Origin of the sequence: Chroococcidiopsis sp. CCALA 051, assembly GCF_003015105.1 — a bacterium.
Classification (GTDB): Bacteria; Cyanobacteriota; Cyanobacteriia; order Cyanobacteriales; family Chroococcidiopsidaceae; genus Chroococcidiopsis; species Chroococcidiopsis thermalis.
Genome location: NZ_PYCI01000033.1, coordinates 1 through 12,979, shown reverse-complemented (window position 1 = coordinate 12,979; position 12,979 = coordinate 1). Strand labels below are relative to the sequence as shown.

General features: G+C 47.2%; 5 protein-coding genes. 4 read left to right on the top strand and 1 reads right to left on the bottom strand.

What is annotated here, in order from left to right:
• Positions 1-135 precede the first annotated feature (135 nt).
• Positions 136-1,227: a chorismate synthase gene (aroC, locus tag C7Y66_RS10360; protein WP_106545517.1), complete on the top strand. Its 1,092-nt coding sequence runs from the start codon at positions 136-138 to the stop codon at positions 1,225-1,227.
• A 69-nt stretch (positions 1,228-1,296) separates the two neighbouring features.
• Here the strand turns inward: aroC and C7Y66_RS10355 are convergent, their stop codons facing one another.
• Positions 1,297-1,830, bottom strand: a complete 534-nt coding sequence (locus C7Y66_RS10355) for a vitamin K epoxide reductase family protein (RefSeq protein WP_106168098.1) — start codon at positions 1,828-1,830, stop codon at positions 1,297-1,299.
• A 270-nt stretch (positions 1,831-2,100) separates the two neighbouring features.
• On the opposite strand from C7Y66_RS10355, the gene C7Y66_RS10350 reads away from it, so the two are divergent.
• The 3 genes from C7Y66_RS10350 to C7Y66_RS10340 all read left to right on the top strand — a co-directional run.
• Positions 2,101-5,526 (top strand): non-ribosomal peptide synthetase, encoded by a 3,426-nt coding sequence (locus tag C7Y66_RS10350; RefSeq protein ID WP_106545516.1) that lies wholly within the window; start codon positions 2,101-2,103, stop codon positions 5,524-5,526.
• Positions 5,523-10,469, top strand: a complete 4,947-nt coding sequence (locus tag C7Y66_RS33250) for a non-ribosomal peptide synthetase (RefSeq protein WP_106545515.1) — start codon at positions 5,523-5,525, stop codon at positions 10,467-10,469. The genes C7Y66_RS10350 and C7Y66_RS33250 overlap by 4 nt, the downstream gene beginning before the upstream one ends.
• Positions 10,466-12,979, top strand: a 2,514-nt coding sequence (locus C7Y66_RS10340) for an amino acid adenylation domain-containing protein (RefSeq protein ID WP_106545514.1), incomplete at its 3' end; no start/stop codon positions are given. The genes C7Y66_RS33250 and C7Y66_RS10340, both read left to right, overlap by 4 nt.

Below are 12,979 nucleotides of genomic sequence, written 5' to 3'. Positions count from 1 at the left end.
GCTAGCATCTGAGTCTTCATCTAGTCACCAGTCACCAGCCACTAATCACCGATCGCTGATAACTGAAAAAAATCCCCTACATCTAAAGCTTCAGAATGTGATACAAAAATCAACAGTTCCTCACAACACAGCATCATGGGCAATACCTTCGGACATTTATTTCGGGTGACGACTTTTGGCGAATCGCACGGTGGCGGTGTGGGAGTCGTCATTGATGGATGTCCACCACGCTTGGAGATTTCCGTGGAGGAAATTCAGTGGGAACTCGATCGCAGGCGACCAGGGCAAAGTAAAATTACGACACCCCGTAAAGAAGCTGATAGCTGCGAAATTTTGTCGGGGATATTTGAGGGAAAAACACTAGGGACACCAATCTCGATTTTGGTGCGCAACAAAGATACCCGTCCCCAAGATTATGACGAGATGCAACAAAAGTATCGCCCTTCCCATGCCGATGCTACCTATGATGCTAAATACGGGATTCGTAACTGGCAAGGCGGGGGACGTTCTTCAGCTAGAGAGACAATTGGCAGAGTTGCAGCAGGGGCGATCGCTAAAAAAATCTTACATCAAGTTGCTGGGGTAGAAGTTGTTGCTTATGTTAAGCGCATCAAAGACATAGAAGGCGTTGTCGATCCCAGCAGCGTAACTCTAGAACAGGTAGAAAGTAACATTGTCCGCTGTCCCGACCCCGAATGTGCCGATCGCATGATTGAATTGATCGAGCAGATTGGCAGACAAGGCGATTCTGTCGGTGGTGTTGTCGAGTGCGTAACGCGCAACGTACCTAAAGGTTTGGGTTCTCCAGTATTTGACAAACTAGAAGCAGATTTAGCGAAAGCTGTCATGTCTTTACCCGCTACCAAAGGCTTTGAAATTGGCTCTGGGTTTGCGGGAACTCTGATGACAGGTAGCGAACACAACGACGAATACTATACAGATGAAAATGGAGAAATTCGCACTGTTACCAACCGTTCTGGTGGGGTACAAGGAGGAATTTCTAACGGCGAGAATATTATTTTGCGAATTGCTTTTAAACCAACAGCGACAATTCGGAAGGAACAAAAGACAGTCACAAATGCAGGGGAAGAGACACTATTAGCAGCCAAAGGTAGACACGATCCCTGCGTGTTGCCCAGAGCTGTACCGATGGTAGAGGCAATGGTAGCTTTAGTACTATGCGATCATTTACTGCGGCATCAAGGTCAATGTAGTGTATTAAGTTAACAAAAGTCGAAAGTCAAAAGTCAAAAGTCGAAAGTCAAGATTGACCAATGACCGATGACCAATGACAAATTATCGCGTGTTACTTGCTTTTACATCCTCGCGACGACCGAGTAGAGTTCGAGTAGCAGCCATAACTTCTGGTGCGGCAAGTATTATCGATACAAGCGAACAAAATGTTGCTACCTGGCAATATTCACAAAGTGCCTTGTTCTCATTCCATTCTTCCCGCGCTAGTTCGAGCGAAAGAACTCCATCGAATAAGAGCTTAACGCCCATTGCGATCGGTAATATAGGATTGCGTCTGGCGCGGTCTATACCCCCAGCAGAAGCTATCCAGGCTGTGAGGGCGTAATTAAGTGTCATCAGGGGTCCATCGGGCGAATTGAAGCGACTGTAGGCATAATTAGAAGCATCTACGCGGTCTGCATCAAAAAGCTGCTGTCCTGGAGGATCGGGTAAATGGCTAACGACTCCAGTTTGGTAGAGTGTAACAAGTTGTCCCATCGCACCGCCCACTGTAGATAAACCAATAATCCAGCGCCGACGAGTCATATCGGGGCTTTGTCCTTTACGCAGTTCTTGGCTTAGTTGTGTTGGTTCCATATGGACGCGATCCTCGGCAAATAAATTGCTTCCCATTCTCAGCAAGTAACTTGGTGCGTACCACATACCATAGAGATAGTTATTATCACATAGCAATTTTATCTCTCAAGCTCCGTTTCTCCCGTTACATTTGAGCGCGTATTCTTGCAGGCATGATAGCTTTTGTTAAAGAAGCTGCATGAAATCACTCTATCTCTATCTCAGTGCAGATAAATTTTATACTCCATCTTTGTTAGATAGAGTCAGCCGATCGCGCAGGCAGATTCGTCAATGACTTCAATAGAATCGCTCGATAACATTTCTGAGGAAGTCTTTGTTTTTCCGGCATCGTTTGCACAACAACGGCTTTGGTTTCTCGATCGCCTATTTCCTGGTACTTCATTCTATAATGTGCCGACGACGGTTCGTCTATCGGGCGTGCTTGACTTAAAAGCGTTGGAAGAAAGCTTTAATGAAATTGTCCGCCGTCACGAAATATTGCGTACCAACTTCGGAGTGCAAGAGGGGCAACCCGTACAACTAATTACGTCCCATTCAAAGGTATTTCTTAAGATATCCGATTTACAGCAGTTGCCTGCAAGCGAACGAGAAGCAGCAGCGCAACAGGCGATCGCGCGGGAGATCCAGCAGCCTTTTAACCTGGATCGAGGTTCTCTGCTGCGAGTAACGCTGCTACAACTAGACGAGTCAGAGTATGTTTTGGTCATCAATCTGCACCACATCGTTTTTGATGAGTGGTCGATCGCGATCCTAATTCGAGAATTAGAATTACTCTACTCTGCTTTTAGTACGGGTAAACCTTCCCCTTTGCCCGAACTGTCAATTCAATATGCTGACTTTGCCCACTGGCAACGACAATGGTTGCAAGGGGAAGTGCTAGAATCGCAACTATCTTACTGGCGATCGCAGTTACACAATTTATCCGTTCTAGAGTTCGAGAGCAATCGTTGCCGTCCAAAAGAACGAGGCGATCGGGGAGCAATTAAGTTACTAGAGTTGCCACAAGACTTATCTCAAGCACTTTTGGCACTGAGTCATCAAGAAGGCGTAACGCTGTTCATGACATTACTAGCAGCGTTCCAAGTCTTGTTATATCGCTATACAGGACAGACCGATATAGCTGTAGGATCGCCAATTGCCAATCGCAATCGGCGGGAATTAGAGGATTTAATTGGCTTTTTTGCCAATAGTTTAGTTCTACGAACCGATCTCTCAGGTAATCCCAGCTTTCGCGAGTTGCTGGCTAGAGTGCGACAGGTGACGGTAGAAGCCTACGCTCATCAAGATTCACCCTTTGAGAAGTTAGTGGAAGAGTTGCATCCAGAACGTCAAGGAAGCCGCAACCCATTGTTTCAAGTGGTATTTGCGCTGCAAAACGCACCTATAGAACAGCTAACGCTACCAAAGCTCTCGCTCTCTTCCTTCAAAGTGGAAACAACAACCGCTCGGTTCGATCTAGAGTTTTATCTATGGGAGTGCGCCGAAAACTTTAGGAGTTTGTGGGGCGACGGGTGGCAGCAGTCGGAAGGATTGCGTGGTGTTTTAGTTTACAACACCGAGCTGTTTGAGCCAAGTGCGATCGCCCGGATGCTAACTCATTTCCAAATGTTATTAACTGGAGTAGTTACCGATCCCGACACAAATTTAGCAGATCTACCGATTTTGAGCGCCGCAGAGCAGCATCAATTAGTAGAGTGGAATCAAACTGGACGTAGTTATCCAGAACGCGGCATTCACCAATTGTTTGAACTTCAGGTAGAACAAAGTCCAAATGCTATTGCAGTAAGTTTTGGCGATAGACAATATACCTATCATGAGTTGAATAGTGGTAGCAACCAACTGGCACATTATTTGCGAAAACTAGGTGTAGGTTGCGAAACGCTGGTAGGTATCTGCATGGAACCTTCTCCAATGGCGATCGCTTCTTTGCTAGGTATCCTCAAAGCCGGAGCAGCTTACGTTCCTCTAGATCCAACTTATCCCCCCGAACGGTTGCAGTTCATGTTGGAAGATGCTCAAGTATCTGTACTAGTGACGCAACAAGCATTAGCCCCCCTTTTTAAGCTCAGTTGGGGGGATCGAAATTTAAAAGTTGTTTGTTTAGAAAAGGATTGGGAAGCGATCGCGCAAGAAAGCGAGCAGAACCCAAGCGATCGAACAACCGTAGATCGCCTTGCCTACGTAATTTATACTTCTGGCTCGACGGGAACCCCAAAGGGCGTAGCAGTAACTCATCGAGCCGTAAATAGATTAGTATGCAACACCAACTACATCACCTTAGAACCTGGGGATAAAGTCGCTCAATGTGCCAATCTGTCATTTGATGCAGCAACCTTTGAGATTTGGGGCGCACTGCTAAATGGAGCGCAATTAGTGGGGTGCGATCGCAAAGTCATGCTTTCTCCCCAAAAGTTTGCTCAAGAGATTCGACAGCAGGAAATTAGCATCCTGTTTTTGACAACCGCTTTATTCAATCAAATGGCGCGAGAAGTACCCGACTGTTTTCGTTCGCTGCGCTACTTGCTATTTGGGGGTGAAGCAGTTGATGTCAGGTGGGTAAAAGCAGTCAAGCAGCACGGCGCACCCGCACATTTGCTGCACGTATATGGACCGACTGAAAACACTACATTTACTTCCTGGTATGAAGTGCGAGACGTAGCAGAAGCAGCAACATCAATTCCGATCGGTCGTCCCGTTGCCAATACCCAAGTCTACCTGCTGGACACTCATCTAAAACCCGTACCTATTGGCGTTACCGGAGAAATTTACATTGGTGGCGATGGATTAGCACGAGGATATTTGAATCGTCCTCAGTTGACGGCTGAACGATTTATTTGCCAAGGGAGCAGGGAGTCGGGAGGAAGAGAGCTGAGGAAGCTGAGGGAGCTGAGGAAGCAAAAAAACACGCACCACTCAATTACCAATTACCAATTACCAATTACCGATACCCGCTTGTACAAAACCGGAGATCTCGCCCGCTATCTTCCCGATGGTAATCTCGAATTTGTTGGTCGTACTGACGCGCAAATTAAGTTGCGGGGTTTTCGGATTGAGTTGGGCGAGATTGAAACAGTCTTGAAGCAGTATCCGAGTGTAGAAGAAACTGTTGTTGTGGTGCGGGAGGATGGGAGTAGCGATCGCCGTTTGGTTGCTTACATTGTCCCAAACACGAAGAGATCCCCCCAACCCCCCTTTTTAAGGGGGGCTAGCGAATTCCTTCTTGAGAAAAAGGGGTTAGGGGGGATCGGCGATCTGCGCAGCTTCCTCAAAACAAAACTGCCAAATTACATGCTGCCTTCCGCTTTTGTAGTCTTGAAGGCTTTGCCACTAACACCTAACGGCAAAGTAGATCGGCAGGCACTTCCCTCACCCGATTTTACTTCTGTCGATCTACCAACCCTTGCACCGCGAACGTCGGTTGAAGCTCAGTTAGCGCAGCTTTGGGCGGAAACTTTGGGACGACAAGTAGGTATAAGCGACGATTTTTTTGAGTTGGGCGGACATTCGCTCTTAGCCACGCAATTAGTTTCCCGAATACGCGATCGCCTTGGGGTAGAAGTGCCACTGGGAGTTCTATTTGAAACACCAACGATTGTGGCGATCGCGCAATATATTGATACGCTCCGTGGGGCGGATCTGGTACAAACGGCTGAGGCTGAGACATCCGCTCAAAATCGCGAGGAGGTAGAATTTTGACAAGTATTGAGTTCTTAGCCTACCTACGCTCTTTAGATATTCAGCTTTTCGTTAAGGGAGAAAGCTTGCGCTGTAACGCTCCTGAAGGGGTATTATCTCCCCAGTTACGGGCAAAAATTGTCGATCGCAAATCTGAGCTGATCGCCCTGTTGCACCAGGCAAATGCTCAAATCGATCGCTCTCCTCAGTTGGTAAGAATATCGCGCGATGCCGAAGGCGGTATGCTCTTCGACCATGCTTCGCAAACGCTACGCGACCATCGCTCCCTACCTCTGTCATTCGCTCAGCAGCGATTGTGGTTTTTGGATCGCTTAGTACCTAACAACCCTTTTTACAACATACCTTTTTCAGTTCGGCTGCAAGGGAAACTTGACTATGTAGCTTTGAAGCAAGCTTTTGGGGCGATCGTCGATCGTCACGAAGCCTTGCGTACCAACTTCGTCAAGCTGGATGGGCAACCAGTTCAGATCGTTGCCCAAAAAGTCAATTTATCTCTGCCTGTTGTGGATTTGCGGCATTTACCCCCAAACGAACGACAACTCACAGCCGAGCAAATCGCTACAGAAGAAGCCCAACAGCCATTTAACCTAGCCACCGATCTGCTACTACGAGTGAAATTGTTGCAGTTAGATGCAGCTGAATACGTCCTGTTGCTAAATCTGCACCACATTGTTGCCGATGGTTGGTCGCTGGGGGTACTGGTGCGAGAACTGGGATTACTCTACACCGCTAAGAGTGAAAGCAAACCCTATCCATTAGCAGAATTGCCGATCCAGTATGCCGATTTTGCCTATTGGCAACGGCAATGGCTGCAAGGGCAAGTATTGGAGTCGCAACTGTCCTACTGGCGATCGCATCTGGCAGATCTACCGATCCTGAATCTTCCCACTGATAGAACCCGCCCTGCTGTACAAACCTATCGCGGTGCAACACAAAGCCTAAAGTTATCAAAAACTCTCACCCAGTCCCTAGAAGCCATAAGTCAGCAAGCAGGCGTAACTCTGTTTATGACCTTGCTGGCAGCATTTCAAACGTTGCTACATCGCTATACCGGACAAGAAGATATTGCCGTTGGATCGCCCATAGCTAACCGCAATCATAGCCAATTAGAGCCATTAATTGGTTTTTTTGTCAATAGCCTGGTGCTGCGTGTCGATCTCTCCGAGAACCCCAGCTTTCGGGAATTGTTGACAAGAGTGCGACAAGTGACATTAGGAGCCTATGCCCATCAAGACTTACCTTTTGAGAAGTTAGTAGAAGAGTTGCACCCAGAGCGCGACTTGAGCCGTAACCCTTTGTTTCAAGTCGTCTTTGCGCTTCAGAATGCCCCGATGCAACCGTTAGAGTTACCTGGGTTAATGTTGAACCCGTTGAAGTTTGACGTGACTACCACGCGATTCGATCTAGAGTTGCATTTGTGGGAGTGCGATCGCGGGTTGAATAATTTGTGGGAAGGATCGGTAGATGGACTGAGTGGTTTCGTAGCATACAACACCGATTTATTTGATGCATCTACGATCGCTCGAATGCTAGCTCACTTCCAAGCATTGTTAGAAGGCATAGTTACCAATCCCGATACACGCATCGCTAACTTACCCCTATTGAGTGCAGCAGAATACCATCAACTATTGGTGGCATGGAATCAAACTAGCTGCGATTATCCAGATTTGTGCATTCATCAATTATTTCAAGCACAAGCAGCAAGAATGCCTGATGCTACTGCGGTTGTTTTTGCAGACGAGCAACTAACTTACCAGGAATTGGATCGACGGGCAAATCAACTAGCACAGTATTTACAACAATTAGGCGTTACTTCTGAATCTTTAGTAGGAATTTGTCTCGATCGCTCTCTAGAAATGGTAATAGGCATATTGGGCATTTGGAAAGCAGGCGGAGCTTATATTCCCCTCGATCCAAATTATCCCAGCGATCGCCTAAAGTTCATGCTTGACGATACTCAAGTGGCGATCGTGCTAACCCAGAGTTCTTTAGCTCCCCTTTTTCAGGAGAGTTGGGGGAATCGGACTGAGCCTGGAAACGAAGAACCAGAGTTAGCCCCCGTTTTTCAGGAGAGTTGGGGGGATCGTTTAATCTGCCTAGATACTGACTGGAAAACCATCGCCACATACGATGATGAAACACCCAACAGCAACGTAACAGCCAATAACCTAGCTTACGTCATCTACACCTCTGGCTCGACCGGAAAACCGAAAGGAGTTTTAGTAGAGCATCGAGGACTATGTAATGTCGTCCAAGCTCAAATTCAAGTATTCAAACTACAACCAAAAAATCGGATTCTACAATTTAGCTCCCTCAATTTTGATGCGTCTGTTTTTGAGATGTTACTAGCGTTTGGGGTTGGCGCTAGCCTTTACATCCCACCCAAAACAGCCCGTTTACCTGGAGCCGAGCTAGTTCAATTCTTGCAAGACAAGGCGATCGATACTACTATTCTCCCCCCTGCGGTTCTAGCAATTTTACCAACAGCAGAACTGCCCACTCTTCAAACAGTAATTTCTGGCGGTGAAGCTGTTAAACACGAAATCGTGCAGCAATGGGCTGTAGGTCGTCGCTTTTTTAACGCCTACGGACCAACAGAAGCAACAATCTGGGCGACAGTTGCTCAGTTAAGCGCTACTGATAATAATGATAACAAGCCATCCATTGGTCGTCCTATTTCTAACACCCAAATTTATCTTTTAGATTCTCACCTCCAGCCCGTACCAATTGGAATAGTTGGCGAATTGTACATTAGCGGTGATGGGTTAGCACGGGGCTATTTAAATCGTCCCCAGTTGACGGATGAACGGTTTGTCTGTTTAGGCAGCAGGGAGCAGGGAGCAGGGAGCAGGGAAGCAAGGGAGCAGAGGGAGAAAAAACCCAATTACCAATTACCAATTACCAATTACCAACTACCAATTACCGATCGCCTTTACAAAACCGGAGATCTCGCCCGCTATCTTTCCGATGGCAATCTTGAATTTGTCGATCGCATCGATAATCAGGTAAAAATTCGGGGATTTCGGATTGAATTAGGCGAAATAGAAACACTATTGCTTCAACACCCAACAGTGCGAGAGACTGTGGCGATCGCCCATGAGAATGCTACAGATAAGCGTATAGTCGCCTACATCGTATTGAATCGGGACAGCACTCAGGAACTCCCAAATTTGCAGGAGGAGCAGGTTAAGCAATGGCAAAATCTTTACGACCAGACTTATCATCAGCCTGCTACAAATAACGATGCTACTTTCAACATCATAGGCTGGAATAGTAGCTATACAGACCGACCAATTCCAAAAGAGCAAATGCAACAATGGGTAAGCGATCGCACCCAGCAGATTTTGAGTTTGCAGCCTCAGCGGGTATTAGAAATTGGTTGCGGTACGGGTTTATTGCTGTTTCAAATTGCGCCACACTGTACTCAGTATTGGGGAACTGATTTCTCATCTGCATCCATTGAATACATCGAGCAACAGTTAGCAACTCAACCATTGCCTCAAGTCAAGTTACTTCAGAGGATGGCAACTAACTTTGAAGGTCTAGAGGCAAATAGCTTTGATGCAGTGATTCTTAATTCGGTCGTGCAGTACTTTCCTAGCGTAGATTATCTCCTGCAAGTGCTGGAACAAGCAATTTACACTGTTGCCCCTGGTGGCTTTGTCTTTATTGGAGATGTACGGAGTCTACCCTTGTTGTCAGCTTTTCATGCTGCGGTTCAATTGGAGCGGGCAGATAATACCGTAAGTCGAGAGCATCTGCAACAGCAGGTACAGACGGCGATATTTCAGGAGACGGAACTGGCGATCGATCCTGCTTTCTTTCATGCCTTGAAACAGCACTTGGAACGAATTAGTCATATCCAAATTCAGCTCACACGCGGTCGATATTGTAATGAATTAACTCAGTTTCGCTACAACGTAATTTTACATATCGAGGCAGATCCCCCCTCGCTCCCCCCTTCCCAAGGGGAATTAGGGGGATCTTCATCCCCCCCTTTCCAAGGGGGGTTGGGGGGATCGTCCCAACTGAATTGGACTCAAGACAATGTAAATCTTGCCCAAGTACGCCAGCAACTAGCTGAAAAGCCAGCAGCACTGAGTATTACAAAAATTCCTAATGCCCGTGTCGTAGGAGCAGTTAAAACGGCTCAATGGCTAGTAGAAGGAACGCAAGCACCCAAAACCGCAGGCAAAATGCGCGAAGCATTGGAGCAGGTGACATCGGGTATTGAACCGGAAGATTGGTGGGATTTAGTGGCAGAATTGCCCTATACCGTTGACGTGAGTTGGTCAAATGCAGATAATACGGGATGTTATGATGTTACCTTTCAGCATCAATCCACCACAAAAAATAGTGCGATATTGCCTTTTCAAGAGCAAGTGAATCTAACTCGTCCTTGGAAAACTTACGCAAACGATCCTTTACAGACACAGTTTGCCCGTCATCTGATTCCCCAACTACGAAGTTACTTAGAGCAAAGCTTGCCCCAGTACGCGATCCCTTCTGCCTTTGTGGTATTAGAAGCACTACCCCTGACACCGAATGGCAAAGTCAACCGTCGCGCACTTCCAGCGCCTGACACGATCCAGCGATGGGGGACTGATGACACGCCGCGATCGCCCATCGAGCAGAAACTTGCGAATATTTGGGCTGAACTGCTAGGACTCAAGCGTGTAGGGATTCACGATAACTTCTTCCAGTTAGGGGGGCATTCGCTGCTAGCAACTCAACTAACTTCCCGTATCCGCGATGCATTCGGTGTAGAGTTACCTTTACGCAACGTGTTTGAGTCACCCCAAGTCGCCCAACTTGCCAAAGCGATCGCCCATTTACAGAGCAACCAGCCGCAACAAACGCCCCAGATTGTTCCTCTTTCTCGCGCTGCTCATCGTCGCTTGCGATCGTCCCTCAACCGCGATACAGAGGAAGGCGATCGTTGAATACCAATCCTGTCTCGAACGCTGAATTTGTCTTTCCGGCATCGTTCGCCCAGCAGCGATTGTGGTTTCTTCACGCCTTAGCGCCTGGAAATCCTTTCTACAACATCTCGGCTGCGATTCGCTTGCACGGACACCTCAACATTACTGCCTTAGAGCAAACATTTAACGAAATCGTGCGCCGTCACGAAGTTTTGCGAACAAGATTTGAAATGTCAGAGGGACAACTGCATCAAGTTGTGGTAGAGAGCGTGAGTGTACCTCTCGCTATTGTAGACTTACGTACTTTACCTGCAAGCGATCGCGAAGCAGCCGCAAGACAACAGGCGATCGCCCTATCTCAGCGCCCCTTTGACCTGAGCGCAGATTTGCTATTACGGTTGACAATTTTTCAATTAGATGCATTTGAACGCATTCTATTATTGAATCTGCACCATATTATTGCCGATGGTTGGTCGATCGGCGTACTGGTACGAGAACTCGGCACGCTCTACACTGCCTTTAGTAGTAATAAATCTTCTCCTCTAGCAGATTTGCCCATTCAATATGCTGACTTTGCCCACTGGCAGCAGGAGTGGTTGCAAGGGGAAGTACTAGAGTCGCAACTGTCGTACTGGCGATCGCAGTTAGCCGATCTTGCAGTTTTAAATCTTCCCACTGACAGAGCGCGATCGCCCATTCAAAGCTACAAAGGTGCGACACACAATTTTCAGCTATCAAAAAATCTCACTCAGTCCCTAGAAGCTTTCAGTCAGCAAGCAGGCGTAACTCTATTTATGACCTTGCTGGCAGCATTTCAAACGTTGCTACATCGCTATACCGGACAAGAAGATATTGCTGTTGGATCGCCCATAGCTAACCGTAACCGCCCTGAAATAGAGCCATTAATCGGCTTTTTCGTCAATAGCCTAGTGCTGCGAACAGATTTATCTGGCAATCTTACCTTTTGGGAATTGTTGGGACGAGTGCGGGAAGTAACGCTAGGAGCCTATGCACATCAAGATTTACCCTTCGAGAAGTTAGTGGAAGAGTTGCGCCCAGAGCGCGACTTGAGCCGACATCCTTTGTTCTCTGTGGCGATCGCTCTGCAAAACACGCCGATTACAGCTTTAGAATTACCTGGACTCGCTTTAAGTCAGTTTGAGTTTGACAGCGGTACGAGCAGATTAGATTTAGAGTTTCATTTATGGCAAACTCCTGCAGGATTGCAAGGGCAGATAATTTACAGTACCGATCTATTCGATCGCAGTACGATCGTCCGAATGCTAGGACATTTTCAAACCTTACTCGAAGGAATTGTTGCCGATCCACATCGACGACTAGCAGACTTACCAATTTTGACAGTAGTAGAACGACAGCAGCTATTAGTGGAATGGAATCTTACTCAGCAAGATTACCCGTTGCAGTGCATTCATCAATTATTTGAAGCTCAGGCAGATAAAACGCCAAACGCGATCGCTGTTGTCTATAAAGACGAGCAATTAACTTACCAAGAATTGAACTACCATAGCAACCAACTTGCCAGCTATTTGCAAACACTTGGAGTTGCGCCAGAAGTCAAAGTTGGTATTTGCGTAGAGCGATCGTTCTTGATGATGGTGGGCATTTTAGGAATTCTGAAAGCTGGCGGAGCCTATGTCCCTTTAGATCCCGTCTATCCCTCAGAACGTCTCAAGTTCATGTTAGAGGATGCCCAAATAACTATCCTACTAACACAACAATCCTTAGCCCCCCTTGGAAAGGGGGGTTGGGGGGATCGTCAATCCTTAGCCCCCCTTGGAAAGGGGAGTTGGGGGGATCTCCGATCGGTTTACCTCGACCGCGATTGGGAAATCATTGCTCAACAGAGCGGGGAAAACATAAACAGTGGTGGAACTGCCGCCAATCTTGCCTATATAATTTACACTTCAGGATCGACCGGACACCCCAAAGGGGTTTTAGTCGAACATGGCGGACTGTGCAATCTAGCCCAAGCGCAAATTCGCACCTTCGATCTCAAACCAGAGCATCGAATTCTCCAATTTGCCTCCCTTAGCTTTGATGCTTCTATCTTCGAGATTGTCATGGCATGGGCAGTAGGAGCAACCCTATATCTAGTGCCAGAAGTAGCACGTCTAGGATCGGAGTTGATTTCGTATCTAAAATATCACGCCATCACCCATGCTACCCTTCCGCCCGCCGTACTAAAGCCTTTATTACCCGCTCAATTGCCTGCCCTGCAAACTCTAATTTCTGCTGGGGAAACTTGTTCGCCGGAAATTGCAGCCCGTTGGACAAGCGATCGCCATTTCTTCAATGCTTACGGGCTGACGGAAACAACTGTTTGGTCGACGATCGCTGAAGTCAGTGGTAGTAAAGATACAACTATCGGTCGGGCGATCGCTAACACTCAAATCTACATCCTCGATGCCCACCTCCAACCCCAACCCATCGGTATTCCAGGTGAAATATACATTGGCGGAGTCGGTTTAGCAAGAGGCTACCTCAACCGTCCTGAATTGACTGCTCAACGG

Bases quoted from the DNA above. Each gene is read 5' to 3' on its own strand.
- aroC (WP_106545517.1), top strand. From the start codon at position 136: ATGGGCAATACCTTCGGACATTTATTTCGGGTGACGACTTTTGGCGAA.
- C7Y66_RS10355 (WP_106168098.1), bottom strand. From the start codon at position 1,830: ATGGAACCAACACAACTAAGCCAAGAACTGCGTAAAGGACAAAGCCCC.
- C7Y66_RS10350 (WP_106545516.1), top strand. From the start codon at position 2,101: ATGACTTCAATAGAATCGCTCGATAACATTTCTGAGGAAGTCTTTGTT.